Annotated in this window: 20 protein-coding genes; 16 read left to right on the top strand and 4 right to left on the bottom strand. The window is 72.7% G+C overall.

The features are described 5' to 3' along the window. Positions 1-25 precede the first annotated feature (25 nt). The 6 genes from EV385_RS01235 (at position 26) to prcA (ending at position 5,394) form a co-directional block, all read left to right on the top strand. Positions 26-1,450: an acyltransferase family protein gene (locus EV385_RS01235; RefSeq protein ID WP_130507764.1), complete on the top strand. Its 1,425-nt coding sequence runs from the start codon at positions 26-28 to the stop codon at positions 1,448-1,450. A 47-nt stretch (positions 1,451-1,497) separates the two neighbouring features. Further along, the gene (dop, locus tag EV385_RS01230) at positions 1,498-3,015 is read left to right on the top strand and encodes a depupylase/deamidase Dop (protein ID WP_130507763.1); all 1,518 of its coding nucleotides are present in this window, start codon (positions 1,498-1,500) and stop codon (positions 3,013-3,015) included. 171 nt (positions 3,016-3,186) lie between these two features. Next, the gene (locus tag EV385_RS01225) at positions 3,187-3,402 is read left to right on the top strand and encodes a ubiquitin-like protein Pup (RefSeq protein ID WP_130507762.1); all 216 of its coding nucleotides are present in this window, start codon (positions 3,187-3,189) and stop codon (positions 3,400-3,402) included. A 22-nt stretch (positions 3,403-3,424) separates the two neighbouring features. Further along, the gene (locus tag EV385_RS36000) at positions 3,425-3,745 is read left to right on the top strand and encodes an endonuclease VII domain-containing protein (RefSeq protein WP_130507761.1); all 321 of its coding nucleotides are present in this window, start codon (positions 3,425-3,427) and stop codon (positions 3,743-3,745) included. Beyond that, on the top strand, positions 3,664-4,503 hold the full coding sequence (prcB, locus tag EV385_RS01215) for a proteasome subunit beta (RefSeq protein WP_130507760.1): 840 nt from the start codon (positions 3,664-3,666) through the stop codon (positions 4,501-4,503). Before EV385_RS36000 ends, prcB begins: the two co-directional genes overlap by 82 nt. 57 nt (positions 4,504-4,560) lie before the next feature. Continuing rightward, positions 4,561-5,394 (top strand): proteasome subunit alpha, encoded by an 834-nt coding sequence (gene prcA, locus EV385_RS01210; RefSeq protein ID WP_130507759.1) that lies wholly within the window; start codon positions 4,561-4,563, stop codon positions 5,392-5,394. A gap of 36 nt (positions 5,395-5,430) precedes the next feature. Here prcA and rfbB read toward each other — a convergent pair whose 3' ends face one another. Beyond that, positions 5,431-6,405, bottom strand: coding sequence for a dTDP-glucose 4,6-dehydratase (gene rfbB, locus EV385_RS01205; protein ID WP_130507758.1), 975 nt, complete (start codon positions 6,403-6,405; stop codon positions 5,431-5,433). A 148-nt stretch (positions 6,406-6,553) separates the two neighbouring features. Between rfbB and pafA the strand changes: the two genes are divergently transcribed. Then, on the top strand, positions 6,554-7,912 hold the full coding sequence (gene pafA, locus EV385_RS01200) for a Pup--protein ligase (protein ID WP_130507757.1): 1,359 nt from the start codon (positions 6,554-6,556) through the stop codon (positions 7,910-7,912). A gap of 26 nt (positions 7,913-7,938) precedes the next feature. Continuing rightward, the gene (locus tag EV385_RS01195; protein ID WP_130507756.1) at positions 7,939-8,181 is read left to right on the top strand and encodes a hypothetical protein; all 243 of its coding nucleotides are present in this window, start codon (positions 7,939-7,941) and stop codon (positions 8,179-8,181) included. Here EV385_RS01195 and EV385_RS01190 read toward each other — a convergent pair. Then, positions 8,171-9,256, bottom strand: coding sequence for a DUF3866 family protein (locus EV385_RS01190; RefSeq protein ID WP_130507755.1), 1,086 nt, complete (start codon positions 9,254-9,256; stop codon positions 8,171-8,173). The genes EV385_RS01195 and EV385_RS01190 overlap by 11 nt on opposite strands. 91 nt (positions 9,257-9,347) lie before the next feature. On the opposite strand from EV385_RS01190, the gene EV385_RS01185 reads away from it, so the two are divergent. The 7 genes from EV385_RS01185 to EV385_RS33700 all read left to right on the top strand — a co-directional run bounded on the left by EV385_RS01185 (position 9,348) and on the right by EV385_RS33700 (position 14,336). After that, positions 9,348-10,349 carry a helix-turn-helix transcriptional regulator gene (locus EV385_RS01185; protein WP_130507754.1) on the top strand — a complete coding sequence of 334 codons (1,002 nt, stop codon included), beginning with the start codon at positions 9,348-9,350 and terminating at the stop codon, positions 10,347-10,349. Continuing rightward, positions 10,346-11,344, top strand: coding sequence for a helix-turn-helix transcriptional regulator (locus EV385_RS01180; protein ID WP_130507753.1), 999 nt, complete (start codon positions 10,346-10,348; stop codon positions 11,342-11,344). Before EV385_RS01185 ends, EV385_RS01180 begins: the two co-directional genes overlap by 4 nt. 12 nt (positions 11,345-11,356) lie before the next feature. Beyond that, positions 11,357-11,599 carry a hypothetical protein gene (locus tag EV385_RS01175; RefSeq protein ID WP_130512992.1) on the top strand — a complete coding sequence of 81 codons (243 nt, stop codon included), beginning with the start codon at positions 11,357-11,359 and terminating at the stop codon, positions 11,597-11,599. Positions 11,600-11,694: 95 nt separating this feature from the next. Further along, entirely contained in the window at positions 11,695-12,018 is a 324-nt protein-coding gene (tatA, locus tag EV385_RS01170; protein WP_130507752.1) for a Sec-independent protein translocase subunit TatA, read from the top strand. Between the two features lie 9 nt (positions 12,019-12,027). Continuing rightward, positions 12,028-12,990 carry a twin-arginine translocase subunit TatC gene (gene tatC / locus EV385_RS01165; RefSeq protein WP_130507751.1) on the top strand — a complete coding sequence of 321 codons (963 nt, stop codon included), beginning with the start codon at positions 12,028-12,030 and terminating at the stop codon, positions 12,988-12,990. Positions 12,991-13,033: 43 nt separating this feature from the next. Continuing rightward, a complete protein-coding gene (locus EV385_RS01160; protein WP_130507750.1) occupies positions 13,034-13,936 on the top strand; it encodes a diacylglycerol/lipid kinase family protein in 903 nt (300 codons plus the stop codon). Positions 13,937-14,003: 67 nt separating this feature from the next. After that, entirely contained in the window at positions 14,004-14,336 is a 333-nt protein-coding gene (locus EV385_RS33700) for a hypothetical protein (protein WP_165449353.1), read from the top strand. Positions 14,337-14,395: 59 nt separating this feature from the next. Here EV385_RS33700 and EV385_RS01150 read toward each other — a convergent pair whose 3' ends face one another. Beyond that, on the bottom strand, positions 14,396-15,148 hold the full coding sequence (locus tag EV385_RS01150) for an HAD family hydrolase (RefSeq protein ID WP_423203092.1): 753 nt from the start codon (positions 15,146-15,148) through the stop codon (positions 14,396-14,398). Positions 15,149-15,224: 76 nt separating this feature from the next. On the opposite strand from EV385_RS01150, the gene EV385_RS01145 reads away from it, so the two are divergent. After that, positions 15,225-17,999: a DEAD/DEAH box helicase gene (locus EV385_RS01145; RefSeq protein WP_130507747.1), complete on the top strand. Its 2,775-nt coding sequence runs from the start codon at positions 15,225-15,227 to the stop codon at positions 17,997-17,999. A 120-nt stretch (positions 18,000-18,119) separates the two neighbouring features. Here EV385_RS01145 and EV385_RS01140 read toward each other — a convergent pair whose 3' ends face one another. After that, positions 18,120-18,737, bottom strand: coding sequence for an adenylate/guanylate cyclase domain-containing protein (locus EV385_RS01140; protein WP_130507746.1), 618 nt, complete (start codon positions 18,735-18,737; stop codon positions 18,120-18,122). Positions 18,738-18,761: the final 24 nt, after the last annotated feature.

The following is an 18,761-nucleotide window of genomic DNA, read 5'->3' as shown; positions in this document are numbered from 1 at the left end:
CCCGCGCCGCGTCGTTGCACCCGGTGTGACCGTCGAGACCGCCGCCTCCGGCCGGTCGCCGGGCTCCACCACCGGCCCGGCGCCCGGCACCCACCCCGGCTCCTCGGGCCCCGGCTCCTCGGGCCCCGGCTCTCCGGGCCCCGACTCTCCCGGCTCAGCCGGGGCCCGGCTCGGCTGGCTGGACGCGCTGCGCGGGTTCGCGGCGCTCACGGTCGTCTGGTTCCATCTCAGCCCCGTCGTGCTCGGCCCCGAACGGCACCTGCGCATCCACCACCACATCGACCTGGGCAAGTACGGGGTGCTGCTGTTCTTCCTCGTCAGCGGGTACGTGATCCCGATGTCGCTGGAGCGGCACGGTTCGCTGCGCCGCTTCTGGGTCGGGCGGTTGTTCCGGGTGTACCCGGCGTACCTGGCCACGATCGCGGTCACCGGGGTTCTGGTGGTGGCCGGTCTGGGCGGGCTACGGGCCTCGCTGCGCGCCGATCCGGTCACGGCGGTGCTGGCCCACGCCACGATGCTGATGGACCCGCTGGGGCTTCGTGGGACGGTGCGGGTCTTCTGGACCCTGTCGTACGAAATGATCTTCTACCTGGTGGTGGCCGGGCTGTTCGCGTGGCGGCTGCACCGGCACAGCGGCTGGTGGGCTGCCGGGCTCGCGGCCGTGGCCCTGATGGCGGGCCCCCGCCTGCCGGACGGGCTGTTCGCCGCGGATCCGGGCGGGCGCCGGATCACGGCGGCGGTGCTACTGGTGCTCGTCGCCGGGGTCGTCGCGGCCTGCCTGAGCGGCCGCCGGCGCCTCACCCTGGCCGCCGGGACGGCCGGAATCTGCTTTCTGGCGCTGCCCGCGCTCGACGGCCATCCGAGCGCCGACAGCACGGTTGCCGCGTCCTGGCAGGGTCTGCTGCTGCTGGCGGTCATGTTCGCCGGGACGGTGGTGTTCCGGGCCCAGCACGGGCAGCTGGGGCGGTGGCCGGCCGCGTCGGCTCTCGCGGCCGTCGGCGGCGGCACCGTGGCGGCGCATGCGGTGTATCTGCCCGGGCGCAGCACCGAGGTCTGGCTGACCACGGTGGCGGCCGTGGCGGCCACTTTCGCGGTGGCGTACGCGCTGCGGCGGCGCGCCGTTCCGCGCATTTTCGCTTGGCTGGGCACGATCAGCTACTCGCTGTATCTCCTTCACGTCGTGGTGCTCGGTCAGGTGGTGCGGTTCGTGCCGGATCTGGCCCACCGGCCGGCGCCGCAGCGGTGCCTGGTGGGTGCCGTGTTCCTCCTGCTGGCGCTGGGTGTGGCCGCGGTGTCGCAGCGCGTGGTCGAGCGGCCCGGTCAGGCGCTCGGGCGGCGGCTGCTGCGCGCTCTCGAGGGGGCGCCGGGCCCGCCACGGAGCGTGCCGTTCACCACCGAGCGTGCCGCGCCGCGTACCCGCAGACGACAAGACACGCGGCGAAGCGTCTAGGCTCGATGCATGGGCTCGGGGAACGACGTGGCGGGCGGAGTGGCGGGATGAGCGTTCGACGGATCATGGGCACTGAGGTCGAGTACGGAATCTCCGTGCCCGGCCAGCCCGGGGCCAATCCGATGGTCACCTCATCGCAGGTGGTGAACGCGTACGGGGCGCGGCCGGAACTCAACCGGGGCGGGCGTGCGCGCTGGGACTACGAGGAGGAGTCGCCGCTGCGAGACGCCCGCGGCTTCACCTACTCGGGTGCGGCCTACGACCCGGCGGACGCGCTGGCGGACGAGGACCTGGGCCTCGCGAACGTGATACTGACCAACGGGGCGCGGCTGTACGTCGACCACGCCCACCCGGAGTACAGCACCCCGGAATGCACCAACCCGATGGACGTGGTGCGCTGGGACAAGGCGGGCGAGCGGGTGATGGCCGAGGCGTCGCGCCGGGCCGCGACGATCCCCGGTGCGCACCGGATCCAGCTGTACAAGAACAACACCGACAACAAGGGCGCCAGCTACGGCTCGCACGAGAACTACCTGATGCGCCGGCAGACCCCGTTCGCGGACATCGTCGCGCACCTGACGCCGTTCTTCGTGACCCGGCAGGTGTTCTGCGGCGCCGGTCGGGTCGGCATCGGCCAGGACGGCACCGGGGCCGGTTTCCAGATCTCCTCACGGGCGGACTTCTTCGAGGTCGAGGTAGGCCTGGAGACGACGCTGAAGCGGCCGATCATCAACACCCGCGACGAGCCGCACGCCGACGCCGACAAGTACCGGCGGCTGCACGTCATCATCGGTGACGCGAACCTGTCCGAGATCGCCACGTACCTGAAGGTGGGCACCACCGCGCTGGTGCTGGCCATGATCGAGGCGAAGATCTTCACCGGTGAGCTGGGCATCGCGGATCCGGTGTCGGAGCTGAAGGCGATCAGTCACGACCCCGGCCTCAAGCACCTGGTGCGGCTGCGCGACGGGCGCCGGTTGACGGCGCTGGACCTGCAGTGGGCGTACTTCGAGCGGGCCAAGCTGTTCGTGGACGACCGCTTCGGCGACGATGTGGACGAGCAGACCACGGACGTGCTGCGCCGCTGGGAGGCGGTGCTGGACAAGCTGGGCCGCGACCCGATGCTGTGCTCGGACGAGCTGGACTGGGTGGCCAAGCTGCGGCTGCTGGAGGGCTACCGCGAGCGGGAGAACCTGGGCTGGTCGTCGCCGAAACTGCAGTTGGTCGACCTGCAGTATTCCGACGTGCGTCCGGAGAAGGGGCTGTATCACCGGCTGGTGGCGCGCGGTTCGATGAAGACGCTGCTGGACGAGGACGAGACCCGCAGCGCCATGGTGGAGCCGCCGGAGGACACCCGGGCCTACTTCCGTGGCCGGTGCCTGGCGCAGTACGCGTCCGAAGTGGTCGCGGCCAGTTGGGACTCGGTCATCTTCGATGTCGGCCGGGAGTCGCTGGTGCGGGTCCCGATGATGGAGCCGGAGCGGGGCACCCGCAAGCACGTGGGCGCGTTGTTCGACCGGTGTGAGAGCGCGAAGGACCTGCTCGAGGTCATCACGAGTCGCTGAACGGACAGGCGGGGCAGAGAAACACCCGGTGCGACAGGGGTTTTCGTCGTACCCGCGAGGTAGGTTTTTCCCAACCCGATGGTGCGGGCGGGCTTGCTGGTCAGGGGCCTCCGCACCGGGGAGGCTCGGCTGGGCGATGCCGGGCGACGAGGGCGATGAAGGGGGACTCAGATGGCAACCCGAGACACCGGCGGCCAGTCGCAGTCCGGCAAGGGCCGCCGCGACGAGGAGATCGAGGACGTCACCACAGAGGCCAGCCCGGAGGTCGCCGAACGGCACGCCGAGATCACCGAGGATGTTGACGACCTGCTCGACGAGATCGACTCGGTCCTGGAGGAGAACGCGGAGGAGTTCGTCCGCGGATACGTACAAAAGGGCGGCGAGTAGCGCTTAGGGGAGCGAATCGGACATGCCACGGGGGCTGGACGACCGCGACGGAGAGAACTCGGTCGAGTTCGACGAGTTGATGTTGGCCCAGGAGGGTCGGTGCGCCATCTGCCGGGCGCCCGACCCCCAACACCTTGATCACGATCGTCGCACCGGATGGGTGCGCGGGATATTGTGCTTGGACTGCTTTGGTGGCCTCGGGCGGTTTCGGGACAGCCCGGAACTGCTGGCCGAGGCGATCACGTATCTGAAGGGAACCACGTGGCATCGGGTTTTGATCCGTCCGGGCGTCTTCCAGATGTGTTCACCAATGCGGGGACGTCCTCCTTCACGCAGTTCCTGAGCTACGCCGCGCCCGAACTGCTGCCGGGTCGCCGGCCGCTGCCGCCCGGCATGGCCGCCGAACTGGCACCGCACGCCACCACGATCGTGGCCATTGCGACCGCCGAGGGCGTCGTCATGGCCGGCGACCGGCGCGCCACCATGGGCAACCTGATCGCCAGCCGGGACATCGAGAAGGTGCACCCGGCGGATGCGCACTCGTTGATCGGCATCGCGGGCACCGCGGGCGTCGGCATCGAGCTGATGCGGCTGTTCCAGGTGGAGCTGGAGCACTACGAGAAGATCGAGGGCGCGATGCTGTCCCTCGACGGTAAGGCCAACCGGCTGGCCTCCATGGTGCGCGGCAACCTCGGCGCGGCCATGCAGGGGCTCGCGGTCGTGCCGCTGTTCGCCGGGTTCGACCTGACGCCCGGCGATCCGGCCCGGGTGGGGCGCATCTTCAGCTTCGACGTGGCGGGCGGTCTCTACGAGGAGACCGGCTTCGACGCGATCGGTTCCGGCTCGCTGTTCGCCAAGGCGGCGCTGAAGAAGCGGTACCGGCCCGGCGTCAGCACCCCGGACGCGATCCGGCTGGCGGTCGAGGCGCTGTACGACGCGGCCGACGACGACACCGCCACCGGCGGCCCGGATCTGACCCGCAAGATCTACCCGGTCGTCATGACCGCGACGGCGGAGGGCACCCACCGCCTCGCCGATTCGGAGATCACCTCGGTGGCCGAGGACGTGGTCGCCGGGCGGATGGAGAATCCGGGCGGCTGAGCGCCGGCGCCCGTTCGCAGGACACCCGCCATCCGGTCATCGAAGGAGTAGCCACCCGTGGCAATGCAGTTCTACGCCTCGCCCGAGCAGGTCCAGCGCGACCGCTCGGAGTACGCCCGCAAGGGCATCGCGCGCGGCCGCTCCGCGGTCGTCCTCACCTACGAGGGCGGCATCCTGCTGGTCGCCGAGAACCTCACCTCGCTGCGCAAGATCAGCGAGATCTACGACAAGATCGGCTTCGCGGCCGTCGGCCGCTACAACGAGTTCGAGAACCTGCGCCGCGCGGGCGTACGGATGGCCGACCTCAACGGCTTCAGCTACGACCGCCGCGACGTCACCGGCCGGGGCCTCGCCAACGCCTACACCCAGACCCTGGGCGCCATCTTCAGCGAGACGCAGAAGCCGTACGAGGTCGAGATCTGCGTGGCCCAGGTGGGCGCGACTGTCGAGGCGGACGAGCTGTACCGCATCACCTACGACGGCTCGGTCATGGACGAGCCCGGATTCATGGCCATGGGCGGGCAGGCCGAGGCGATCTCGAACGTGCTGCGGGAACGCCACGACGTCGCCGCCGACCTCGGCGCCGCGCTGAAGCTGGCGGTCGAGGCGCTCGGCAGCGTCGGCGGCGAGAACGGCGCCGCCCGCGAACTGGGCGCCGCCCAGCTGGAAGTGGCGCTGCTGGACCGGCGCCGCAAGGGCCGCGCCTTCCGGCGCATCGCCGGGACGGCACTGATCACCCTGCTCGAGGGCGGCAAGGACCTGCCGGAACCGGAGAAGGGGGCTCCGACCGGGGACGCCGCGCTGCCCGCCCCCGCCGAAGCCAAGCCGACGGTCTCCGCGGCCTCCGAGGATCTCGAAGGCAACGCCGACAGCGGTGACGCCGACGGCTGACGGACCGCGCCGCACACCCGCCTCGCCGGATGTGCGTCAGTCGATGACCAAGGGAGCCCACCACCGCTCGTTGTCGCGATACCAGCGAACGGTGGCGGGCAGGCCCTCGGCGAAGCTGACGCGCGGGCGGTAACCCAACTCGCGGCGGATCTTGCCGTCGTCGAGGGCGTACCGCTGGTCGTGTCCCATCCGGTCGGCGACCATGACGACCGACTTCTCGTCGGCCCCGCATTCACGCAGCAGCATGCCCGTGAGCTCCCGGTTGGACAGCTCGGCGGTGCCGCCGATGTGGTACACCTCGCCGGGCCTGCCGTGCAGCAGCACCAGCGCCGTGGCCCGGCAATGGTCGTCGACGTGGACCCAGTCGCGGACCTGCAGGCCGCTGCCGTATAGCGGCACGGTGCGGCCGGACAGCAGGTTCGTGACGAACCGGGGGATCAGCTTCTCCGGATGCTGGTACGGGCCGTAGTTGTTGGCGCTGCGGGTCACCGCCACGGGCAGCCCGTAGGTGCGGTGGTAGGCGAGCGCCAGCAGGTCCCCGCCCGCCTTGGTGGCGGCGTACGGGGAGGTCGGCGCGAAGGGGGCGTGCTCGTCCCAGGCGCCGGTGTCGATCGAGCCGTAGACCTCGTCGGTGGAGACGTACACGAATCTGCCGGTGCCGTGGCGCAGCGCGGCCTCGAGCAGCACCTGGGTGCCCACCACGTTGGTGACCGCGAACGGCGCCGCCGCCAGGATGGAGCGGTCGACGTGCGACTCCGCGGCGAAATGCACGATCGCGTCGTGCCCGGGGAGGGTGGAATCCACCAGCGCGGCGTCGCAGATGTCGCCGGGCACGAAGTCCAGCCGCGGGCTCTGCGCGACCGGGCCGAGGTTGTCGAGGTTTCCCGCGTACGTGAGCTTGTCCATGACCGTGACCCGGGCCCCGGCCAGGCCGTCCAGCGCGTCCGTGAGCACCGACCGCACGAAGTGGGAGCCGATGAAGCCGGCACCGCCGGTCACCAGAAGGTTCATCAAAGCGGCAGTTTACCGCCGGGTCCAGCGCGCGGACGGTACGTCGCGACCGGGCGGACACGCTGCGTGGTGGTGATTTCAGGGATCTGTGAGCGTCGAGGCGGTTTGTGACTGCCGCTGACGCCCCTCGGGCGGCTAGTGTTTCGTCATGGAACGGCGAATTTTCGGCCTCGAGACCGAGTACGGCGTCACGTGCACCTACCGGGGTCAGCGGCGGCTTTCTCCGGACGAGGTGGCCCGCTACCTGTTCCGCCGCGTGGTGTCCTGGGGACGCTCCAGCAACGTCTTCCTGCGCAACGGTGCCCGCCTCTACCTCGACGTCGGCTCCCATCCCGAGTACGCCACCCCCGAGTGCGACTCGGTGACCGACCTGGTCGCCCACGACCGGGCCGGTGAGCGGATCCTCGAGGGCCTGCTCGTCGATGCCGAGAAGCGCCTGCACGACGAGGGGATCGCGGGCGAGATCTACCTGTTCAAGAACAACACCGACTCGGCCGGCAACTCGTACGGCTGCCACGAGAACTACCTCGTCAGCCGGCACGGCGAGTTCGGCCGCCTCGCGGACGTCCTCATCCCGTTCCTCGTCACCCGCCAGCTGATCTGCGGCGCCGGAAAGGTGCTGCAGACGCCGCGCGGCGCGGTGTTCTGCCTGTCCCAGCGCGCCGAGCACATCTGGGAGGGCGTCTCCAGCGCCACCACCCGCAGCCGCCCGATCATCAACACCCGCGACGAGCCGCACGCCGACGCGGAGCGCTACCGCCGGCTGCACGTCATCGTCGGCGACTCCAACATGAACGAGGTCACGACGCTGCTGAAGGTCGGCAGCGCGGACATCGTGCTGCGCATGATCGAGGCCGGCGTGGTGATGCGGGACCTGACGCTGGAAAACCCGATCCGGGCCATCCGCGAGGTCAGCCACGACATCACCGGCCGCCGCAAGATCCGCCTGGCCAACAACAAGGAGGTCAGTGCGCTGGAGATCCAGCAGGAGTACCTGGCCAAGGCCACCGAGTTCGTCGAGCGGCGCGGCGGCGACCAGGTCGCCAAGCGGGTCGTCGAGCTGTGGGGCCGGGTGCTCAACGCGATCGAGAACGGCGACCTCACCCCGGTCTCCCGCGAGATCGACTGGGTGAGCAAGCTGAAGCTCATCGAGCGGTACCAGGCCAAGCACCAGATCCAGATGTCGCACCCGCGGATCGCGCAGCTCGACCTGGCCTACCACGACGTGCGGCGTGGGCGCGGGCTGTACGCCCTCATGGAGAAGCGGGGACAGATCGACCGGGTCTCCAACGACCTGCAGATCTTCGAGGCGAAGGAGACCCCGCCGCAGACCACCCGGGCGCGGCTGCGCGGCGAGTTCATCCGGCACGCCCAGGAGAAGCGGCGCGACTTCACGGTCGACTGGGTGCACCTGAAGCTGAATGACCAGGCGCAGCGCACCGTGCTGTGCAAGGACCCGTTCCGGGCGTACGACGAGCGGGTGGAACGGCTCATCGCCAGCATGTGACCGCGGACGGATACGCTGGTCGGGCCATGGCCACACCCCCGCCCGACCAGCAGCCATCCGACCGGAACCCGCCCGGGCCGGCTCCGGACGAGCGCCCGGAGCGTACGGCCGAGGACGTGCTGTGGAGCCGGGTGCGGCGGCGGCAGGAGAAGATCCGCGCCGAGGTCCAGCGCAACCGGGCGGGCGGTCACCGCATCCCCACCTGGGTGCTGGCCACGCTGCTGGGCCTGCTCCTGCTCGGCTGGCTGTACCTGATCGTCACCCGGTGACGAGGGTCGCGGCGTGGCGGCCCGCCGCGGCGGCGGTCAGGAAGTAGGCGTGGTCGGCGTCCAGGCCGCGGCCCATCGTGGACAGGGTCACCGGGCTGGCGCGCAACGCCTCGTCCAGGCCCGCCACCGGCACCCGGATCAGGCGGTGCCGTTCGGCCAGCGGCGCCACGGCGGCGGCCACGTCGGCCGCGAGTTCGGCGGGTAACTCCTCGGGCAGCACGAGATCGGCGGGGGCCAGCGCCACCCGCCCGTACGCGGTGAGGCTGTGGTGCGAGACGCCGCGGTGGCGCGACCGCTGGTCCCCGGCCGAGACGCGCAGCGAACCCACCGGCCGCCCGCCCAGCGCCGCCACGGCGTTGACCGCCTCGCCCACCGCCACTCCCGAGAAACCCCAGGTCGTGCCGGTGCCGAGGTTGCCCGGCCCCTGCGCCACCACGGCCACGTCGGCCCGTAACACGTGCCGCGCCGCCAGCAGCCCGGTGTGGACGGTGCTGGCCTCCAGGTCGCCGCCGAACGCCTGCCCGGTCGTCACCGTGCCCGCCAGTTGCCCGCGCAGCCCGTCCAGGGTGCGGGAGAACCAGGCGGGCAGCGCGCCGCCGTCGGTCATCACGTACGCCACCCGGGCGTCGGGGCGCTCGGCGCGCACCCCGGCCAGGATCGCGGGCAGCGCGGAATGCAGGTCGGCCGTGACCACCGGCAGCGCGTCGAGGCCGTCGGCCGCGGCCATGACGGCACGGTACGGGGAGGCCTCCTCGTCGACGCCGAGCAGGATCGGCTGCAACGGGGTGTACCGGGCCTTGACCAGGTGCCCGGCGTCGCGGGTGGTGCCGTCCTGGGCGGGGTCGCCCGGCAGCCGGTCGGGCAGCGCCACGACCAGGGCGTATCCGCCGGTGCCCAGCCCCATGACCAGGGCGCCCACGTTGAGCAGCACCCGGTCGCCCGGCTCGGGCTCGCCCGTGAGGTCCGGGTACGCCAGGGCCCGCAGTTCCCCGTCGGGGGTCCGTACCTCAAGCTCGACCGCGCCCCGCCAGCGCCGCCGTACCCTCGTCACCGTCCCGGACCGCCAGCGCACCATGGCGGCCAACCTATCGGTCGGCGGTGCCGCCGCCGGGAAGCGGACTCGGCGTGTACCGCGAAGGTCCGTCGAGGCTGCTAGCGTTTCTGCCGTGTCGCGGACCCGTACCGAGCGCCTGGTGAACCTGGTGATCTGTCTGCTGTCCACGCGACGGTTCCTGACCGCCGCGCAGATCGCCGCGACCGTGCCCGGCTACGAGCACAACCCGGCCGATCCGCGCGACCACGAGGCGTTCCAGCGCAAGTTCGAGCGGGACAAGGCCGAGCTGCGCGAGCTGGGGGTGCCGCTGGAGACCGGCACGGCCAGCGCCTTCGACAGCGAGCCGGGCTACCGGATCGCGCACCGCGAGTACGCCCTGCCGGACATCCCTCTCGAACCGGACGAGGCCGCCGCGGTCGGCATCGCCGCCCGGCTGTGGCAGCACGCCGGGCTGGCCGCCGCCGCCTCCTCGGGCCTGGCGAAGCTGCGCGCCGCCGGCGTCGACGTCGACCCGCAGGCCACCCTCGGGGTGGAGCCCGTCGTGACGGTCGACCCGTCGTTCGGCCCGCTGACCGCGGCGGCCCGCGACCGCCGCGCGGTCACCTTCGCCTACCGGACCCCGGAGAACGACACCGCGGCCACCCGCCACCTCGAACCGTGGGGCGTCGTCTGCTGGCAGGGCCGGTGGTACGTGGTCGGCCACGACTCCGACCGCGCCGCCACCCGGTGCTTCCGGCTGTCCCGGATCGTCGGCAACGTCCGCGCCACCGGCCGCGACGGCGCCTTCACCCCGCCCCCCGACGTCGACCTGATCAGCCACGTCGCCCGCTGGTCCGGCCCGGTGGTGCACACCGGCCGGGCGAGCGTGCTGGCCCGGCCCGGCCGCGCCGCCGGGCTGCGCCGGATGGCCGAGCACACCGAGCCCGGCCCGGACGGCGACCAGCTCACCATCGCGTACGCGGATGTCGAGCGGCTGGCCGCGACCCTGGTCGGCTACGGCTCCGACGTGCGCGTCGAGGGCCCGCCGGAGCTGCGGGAGGCGGTCATCCAGCAGCTCAAGGAGGTCGTCGCCCGGCACGAGGGCACCGCCCGCCCGGCGGGGGTGCCGACGTGACGCCGCAGCCGCGCACCCCCGCGAACCGCGCGTCGGCCGACCGGCTCGGCCGGCTGCTCAACCTGGTGCCGTACCTGCTGGCCCGGCCGGGGATCCGGGTCGCCGAGGCGGCCGCCGACCTGGGGGTCACGGAACGCCAGCTGCGCGAGGACCTGGAACTGCTCTGGGTGTGCGGCCTGCCCGGGTACGGCCCCGGGGATCTGATCGACATGGCGTTCGACGGTGACCGGGTCACCATCACCTACGACGCGGGCATCGACCGTCCGCTGCGGCTCACCCAGGACGAGGCGCTGGCCCTGGTGGTGGCGCTGCGGATGCTGGCCGAGACCCCGGGCACCGGCAACCGGGACGCCATCGAGCGGGCCCTCGCGAAGATCGAGGGGGCGGCCGGGGACCTGGCCGACGCGCCCGTCGCGGTGCGGCTGCCGGTCAACGCCGAACGGCTCGACGCGATCCGTACGGCGGTGGCGGGCGGGCGCGCGCTGCACCTGACCTACTACACCGCGGCCCGCGACGAGACGACCGAGCGCGTCGTCGACCCCATGCGCGTACTCATGGTCGGCGCCCGCGGCTACCTGGAGGCGTGGTGCCGGCGGGCCGAGGCGACCCGGCTGTTCCGCATCGACCGCATCGACGCGTTCACCGAGCTGGCCGAGCCGGCCGCGCCACCCGCGCGGGCGGTGCCGCACGACCTCACCGGCGGCGTGTTCCACCCGGGCGGCGACCTGCCGCTGGTCACGGTCCGGGTGGGCCGCGGCGGCCGGTGGATCACGGAGTACTACCCGGTCGAGGACGTGCGCCGCGACGGCGACGGGTGGGTGGTGGCGATGCGGGTCACCGATCTGGGCTGGGCGCAGCGGCTGCTGCTCGGGCTCGGCGCCGACGTCACCGTGCTCGGCCCGCCGGAGCTGGTCGACCGCATCCGCGCGCAGGCCGCGACGGCTCTGGATCAGTACGCCGCGCCTCATCCCGCACCGCCGCCCGCCGCCCGCTAGGCTGGCCGGGTGATGTGGCAGATCTGGGGCCTGGTCGTCATCGTCGCCGTGTTCGTCCTCGGGGCGGCCCTGTTCTCCCTCGGTGGCCGATTGGCCGGGCTGCAGCGGGCCGCGTTGCGGCTCCAGCGGCGCCAGCAGGAGGCGGCCCGCCTGCAGGAGAAGGCGCTGACGCTGCAGCGTACGGTCGCCGAGGTCCAGCAGCAGGCGGAGCAACTGCAGCTGCGGGCCGAGGCGATCAAGGCCGGACGCGGATAAACCAGTCGTCCGGCCAGGGGCATGTGAAGAATCCGCACGTACGATGGACCTGCTAACCGCCAGGACCGCTGTCAGAACCGACTGGAGTCACCACCATGGGCGCCCTCAGGCCAGTGCACCTTCTCATCTTCGCGGCCGTCATCCTGCTGCTGTTCGGTGCGAAGCGGCTGCCGGACGCCGCGCGCTCGCTGGGCCGGTCGCTACGGATCATCAAGGCCGAGACCAAGGGCCTGATGGACGACGACGCCAACGTCGCGGACAAGGCCGACGCGCAGCACTCCCGCCAGCCGCTGCACCCCACGGAGATCCAGCAGCCCGGCGCTCAGCAGCCGCAGCCGGGTTTCCAGCAGCAGCCCCAGGGTTACCAGCAGCCGCAGCAGCCGATCGTCGACCCGGTTCAGCGCACCAACGACCGCTGACCGCCCGGCATGGCTCTCACCCTGCGCCGTCGGGGGCCCAGCGGCTTCGCGCGGGCCGCCGACGGGTCCATGACGCTGATCGAACACGTACGGGAGCTGCGTAACCGCCTGTTCTGGGCGTCGCTGGGCATCATCGCCGGGCTGATCGTCGGCTTCCTGGTGGCCAACTGGGTGTTCCACGTCCTCAGCGGGCCGTACTGTTCGCTGAAGAGCTCCTGGGTGCCCAACAGCGCGGGCGTCCCCGAGTGCCGGTTCCTGACGCTGGGTGCCACCGACTCGCTGGTCCTGAAGCTGAAGATCGCGCTGTGGGTGGGCCTGGTCATCGGGGCGCCGGTCTGGCTCTACCAGCTCTGGGCGTTCGTCGCCCCCGGCCTGCACCGGCACGAACGCAAATGGGCGTACGTGTTCGTGGCGATCGCCGCGCCGCTGTTCATGGGCGGCGCCGTGCTGGCCTACTACGTGGTCGGCCACAGCCTCAGCTTCATCATGGAGGCGGGCGTCCTCCAGGAGTCGCAGCAGCTCGAGGTCACGGCGTACATCGACTTCGTGACGACCATGCTGCTGCTGTTCGGCGTGGCGTTCGAGTTCCCGCTGATCCTGCTGATGCTGAACTTCACCGGCGTGGTGTCGGGCCGCAAGCTGCTCAGCTGGTGGCGGATCGTGGTGTTCCTGTCCTTCGGCTTCGCGGCCATCGCCACCCCGGACCCCGGTCCGTTCGGCATGACCCTGCTGGCCGCGTGCATGTCGCTGCTGTACTTCCTCGCGGTGGGTGTGGCGTTCCTGAACGACCGGCGCCGCGGCCGCGGCCGCGAGATGTACGCCGACCTGGACGACGACGCGATCTCCCCGCTGGCGGACGAGCACCAGGCGGTGGGCGCGGCCGACCGGATCGAGGCACCGGCTCCGGTGGACCTGCCCGCGCCGGTCAGCAAGCCGCTGCCGCTGGACGGACGCTACGACGACATGACCTAGCGGGCTCGACCGGCCGGAGCCCTCCGGCCGGTACGCTGCCCCGATGGTGACCGGTGACGCCGTCGCGGTGCTGGCCAACCCCGGGGCGGGCCGGGGCCGGCACCGCGCCGTGCTGCCCGGCCTCGTCCGCCGTCTCGGCGACAGCGGGTACGACGTCCAGGTGCTGCACGCGCCCACCGCCGAGGCGGCGGAGGCGGCCTGTCACCGGGCCGTGGCCGACGGCGCCGCCGCGCTGGTGGCCCTCGGCGGCGACGGCACGGTGCACCTGGCGCTGCAGGCCGTCGCGGACACCGCGGTCGCCTTCGGTGTCGTCCCCACCGGCACCGGCAACGATTTCGCCGCGGCGGTCGGCGTGTCCGCCGTACCCCTCATCGCGGCCGACGCCGTCGCCGCCGCCCTGCGCGACGGGCGGCACACCCGGATCGACCTCGCCCGGGTGAGCGACGCGACCGGCCGTAGCCGCTGGTTCGGCGCGGTGCTGGCGGCCGGGTTCGACGCCATCGTCAACGAGCGCGCCAACCGGATGCGCCGCCCGCGCGGCCCGCGCCGCTACGACCTGGCCGTCATGCTGGAGCTGGCCCGGCTCCGTCCGCGCTCCTACACGCTGGAGCTCGACGGCCGGACACAGCACTTCCCCGGGGTGCTGGTGGCGGTCGGCAATTGCGCCAGCTACGGCGGCGGGATGCGGATCTGCCCGGACGCCGATCCCACCGACGGCCTGCTCGACGTCGTGGTGGCGGATCCGCTAAGCCGGGTCACCCTCGCCCGGCTCAAGCCGCGGCTGCGCAAGGGCACCCATGTCACCGACCCGCGGGTGCACTCGTACCGTGCCCGCGAGGTGGTCATCGCCGCGGCGGGCATCGTCGGCTACGCCGACGGCGAGCGGGTCGGGCCGCTTCCGCTGCGGGTCGGCTGCGTGCCCGGTGCGCTGCGGTTGCTGCGCTGAGGACGGCGTCAGCGACCGGGCGGGCGCACCGAAGGGTACGGGCAGGAGCCGCCGCGAAGGAGAGCAGATGTCGATCGGATCGGTCAGCCCGGCCACGGTGACCGCACCGCCCGGCTTCGCGGCGCCCGGCCCCGCACCGGCCGACTCCTCGCCCGCCGGATCTCCGCCCGCCGGATCTCCGCCCGCCGGATCTCCGCCCGCCGGATCTGCGCCCGCCGGATCTCCCGCCGCCGGATCTGCGCCCGCCGGATCTCCGGCTGCGGGCCCGGACGCGGCGGCCCGGGGCGGTGAGTCCGGCGCGGTCGCCGAAGCGGCCGTGGACCGGCCCCGGGGCGGCGGCGAGGAACCCGCACACGACCCCTGGGTGACCCTGGGCACCGTCGTCGACATCTACCTCTGAGGTCCCCCGGCCGGTTCGGCTGCCGGTGGGGCGGGGTTCCGCTCAGGGGCGCGCGCCGGTCAGCTGGCGCAGCCCGCGAGCGCCAGGGTGGCACTGAGCCCGTTGGCCCGCCCCGGCTCGGCGGCGGGCAGCACCAGCGCCGCGCAGCCCGCCTTGACCGCCCCGGCGTCGGCGGGCGTGTCGCCCACCATCAGGGTGCGCTCCGGATCGGCGCCGAGCATCCCGCAGGCGCGCAGGAAGATCGCCGGATCGGGCTTGCAGCGGCCCACCTCGTACGACAGCACGAACGCGTCGACCAGGTCGGTGAGGCCCCAGGCGGCGAAGATCGGCCGGATGTCGAAGCCGATGTTGCTCACCACGGCCACCTTGATCCCGGCGTCGTGCAGGGTGCGCAGGGTCGGCTCGGTGTCCGCGTACGGCAGCCAGCCGTCGGGGCCGAGCAGCCGCTCGTACAGGGCGTCGGCGAGGCCCTCGACGTCGGTGCTCACGGTCTCCGCCAGGCCGGTGTACGCCGCGCGGTGGCTGTGTTCGTACAGGTCACGGTCTGCCCAGTGCTCCGCGAGATGCGGCGGCACCCGGTGCGGCAGCGGGCCCCCGGCGCGGCCCGCCATCACCAGGCGGTCGGCCAGCCCGGTGGCGCGGCCCCGGTCCAGCTGCGTCCCGCACACCGCCGCGGCCGCCTGCACCCAGGCGACCGGGTCTTCGACCTGGGCCAGCGTGCCGTGGAAGTCGAACAGCACGGCGTCGACCTGACGGCGCGGGGAATCCGGCGTTTGACGGGTCGAGTCGTGGGCATCCGGCACGCCGTGCACGATACCGACCGGGCCGGACGCGCCCGCCGCCAACCGCCGCGGGTACTTGTCACACGGACGAATTAGCCTTGGTGCCATGACGAGCCCCGCCGAACGGTATGCGGAGTCGAAACGGCGGGCGGCCCGCGCGGCGCAGTTCCCCGCCCTCGACGATTTCATGCTCGATGTCGGCTTCGATCTGGACGATTTCCAGCGGGAGGCGTGCGAGGTCCTGGAGCGCGGCAGCGGGGTGCTCGTGTGCGCTCCCACCGGGGCCGGCAAGACCGTGGTGGGGGAGTTCGCGGTGCACCTGGCACTGCGTGCGGAGGCCGCCGGCGGGGCGCCGCGCAAGTGCTTCTACACCACCCCGATCAAGGCGCTGTCCAACCAGAAGTACCACGATCTGGTCGAGCGGCACGGCGCCGACCAGGTCGGGCTGCTGACCGGTGACAACGCGATCAACGGCGACGCCCCGGTGGTGGTGATGACCACCGAGGTGCTGCGCAACATGCTGTATTCGGGCTCGGCCAGCCTGCGCGGGCTCGCGTACGTCGTGATGGACGAGGTGCACTACCTCGCCGACCGGTTCCGGGGCGCGGTCTGGGAGGAGGTGATCATCCACCTGCCCGCGTCGGTGACCCTGGTGTCGCTGTCGGCCACGGTGAGCAACTACGAGGAGTTCGCCGACTGGCTGGTCACGGTGCGCGGGCGGACCGAGGTGGTGGTCAGCGAGCACCGGCCCGTCCCGCTGTGGCAGCACATGCTGGTCGGCAAGCGCATGTTCGACCTGTTCCACGACGCCGACGCGGCCCGCAAGCACGACGTGCACCCGGAGCTGCTGCGCTACACCCGCGAGATGATGCGCCGCCTCGAGCTGGGCGAGCGGTCCACCGGGCCGGGATACCGGGGCGGGCGCTCGCGCCGCTGGCTGCCGCCGCCGCGCGCCGAGGTGGTGGATCGGCTGGAGCACGCCGGGCTGCTGCCCGCGATCCTGTTCATCTTCAGCCGCAACGGGTGCGACGCCGCGGTGCAGCAGTGCCTCGCGGCCGGTCTGCGGCTGACCAGCGTGGAGGAGCGGGCCGAGATCCGCCGCATCGCCGAGGCGCGGGTCGCCACGATCCCCGCCGAGGACCTGTCCGTCCTCGGGTACTGGGAGTGGCTGGACGGCCTGGAGCGGGGCATCGCGGCGCACCACGCCGGGATGCTGCCCGCCTTCAAGGAGGCGGTCGAGGAGTGTTTCGTCCGCGGCCTCGTCAAGGCGGTCTTCGCGACCGAGACGCTGGCGCTGGGCATCAACATGCCGGCCCGCTGCGTGGTGCTCGAACGCCTGGTCAAGTTCAACGGCGAGGCCCACGTCGACCTCACCCCGGGGGAGTACACCCAGCTCACCGGGCGGGCCGGGCGGCGCGGCATCGACGTCGAGGGGCACGCGGTGGTGCTGTGGAGTCCCGAGGTGGATCCCCGGCACGTCGCGGGGCTGGCCTCCACCCGGACGTATCCGCTGCGCTCCAGCTTCCGGCCGTCGTACAACATGGCGGCCAATCTGGTCGGCACGGTCGGCGCGGAGCGGGCGCGGGAGCTGCTGGAGTCCTCGTTCGCCCAGTTCCAGGCGGACCGTTCGGTGGTGGGGCTGGCCCGGCAGGTGCAGCGCAACACCGAGATCATCGAGTCGTACGGCGCGGAGGAGACCTGCCACCACGGCGACTTCGAGGAGTACTTCGCGATCCGGGTCGCGATCGCCGAGCGGGAGCGGGCGCTGGCCCGGCAGGGCGCGTCGCAGCGGCGCGCGGCGGCGGTGTCGTCGCTGGAGCGGCTGCGGGTGGGCGACGTGATCCGGGTGCCGCAGGGCCGCCGGGCCGGGCTGGCCGTGGTGCTGGACCCGGGCACGGGCGGGTTCGGTGAGCCGCGCCCGCTGGTGCTCACCCAGGACCGCTGGGCCGGGCGGGTCAGCCCCGCGGACTTCCCCGGCGCGGTGGACGTGCTGGAGCGCATCCGGGTGCCGAAGCATTTCAACCACCGGTCGCCGGCGGCCCGCCGGGACCTGGCGTCCTCGATCAGCGCCACCGGGCTGGACCGGCACGGCGGCGGCCGGCGCAACCGCAACCGCGGCGCCAACAACGGCGAGGACGCGGAGATCGCGCTGCTCAAGGTGCGGATGCGCCAGCACCCCTGCCACGCCTGCCCGGAGCGCGAGGAGCACGCCCGCTGGGCGGAGCGGCGGCACCGGCTGCAACGCGACACGGACGGGCTGCGGGCCCGGGTGGCGGGCCGGACGGGGTCGCTGGCCCGGACGTTCGACCAGGTGTGCGCGGTGCTGGCGGACCGGGGCTACCTGAGCGCGGACGGGGAGGTCACCGAGGCGGGCCGGATGCTGGCCCGGATCTGGACGGAGGCGGACCTGCTCGTCGCCGAGTGCCTGCGCCAGGGCGTCTGGGAGGGCCTGGCCCCCGAGGAACTGGCCGCCGCGGTGTCCGTGGTGCTGTACGAGTCGCGCCGCGAGGGCGACGAGCGGGCCTCGATGCCCAAGGGCCCGACCACCGCCGCGGTGGACGCCTGCGGGAAGCTGTGGTCGGAGATCGAGTCGGCCGAGGCCGCCCGTGGCCTGTCGCTGACCCGCGAGCCGGACCTGGGGTTCGTCTGGCCGATGTACCGCTGGGCCCGGGGTGAGCCGCTCGCCAAGGTGCTGGCCAGCGGCTCCAACTACGACCAGGACATGCCCGCCGGTGACTTCGTCCGCTGGGCGCGGCAGGTGCTCGACCTGCTCGGCCAGCTCAAGGACGCGTCGGGGGTGTCGCCGACGGTGCGCGACACCGCCCGCCGGGCGATCGGTGCGGTCAACCGGGGGGTGCTGGCCCACCAGCCGACCCTCTGATCGGGCCGTGCCGTCCGGAGGCGGCGCCCGCAGCGGCGGTGGTCGAGCCGTCCGCTGCGGGGCTCACCGTGCTGTGTGGACGGCCCGGCCGGGGACGGTCCGAAGTGGTGCGACTCCGGGCTACGCCGCGTCGATCATCGCGTGGTCCGGCTCGGTGTGCTGGGGCACGCGCTGCGGCGAGATCCGGTGCGTCAGCACCGGTGCGGTGAGGCCCTTGAGGCGGGTCCGCGCGGCCCGCGCCGGTCCGAAGCGGCGCCGCACCTGGGCGAACGCGCGCGGCCCGATCTGCAGCTCGCCCGGCCCGGCGAGGTCACACAGCCGTGCCGCGAGGTTCACCGGGCGGCCCCACACGCCGTACCCGGCGGGGGGCCAGGAGGCGGTCACGTAGATCTCGCCGGTCTCCACCCCCGCGTGCACCGACGGCCGGCCCAGCCGGGCACCGCCCGCGGCCACGAGTTCCAGCCCGGCGGCGACCGCGCGTTCCGCCTCGTCGCCGCGCGTCGTGTGCAGGCCGAAGACGCACATGAAGCCGTCGCCCAGCACCTGCTGGATCTCGCCGCCGTGGCGGCGGGCGATGTCTACCAGGTCGTCCATGAGCGGCCGGACCACCTGGTAGACGATCTCCGGCTCGACGGACTCGACGAGTTCGGTGAAGCCGGAGAGATCGGCGAACAGCACGGCGGCGTCCCGCCGGTGTCCCGTCGTGCGGTCGAGGTGGTGCTGCTGTCCGACATCCACGTTGAGTCAGAGTTCCGGCGATCA

It is taken from the genome of Krasilnikovia cinnamomea, assembly GCF_004217545.1.
GTDB lineage: Bacteria > Actinomycetota > Actinomycetes > Mycobacteriales > Micromonosporaceae > Actinoplanes > Actinoplanes cinnamomeus.
The sequence above is the reverse complement of the archived record's forward strand: the minus strand, read 5'-3'. Positions and strand labels throughout refer to the sequence as shown.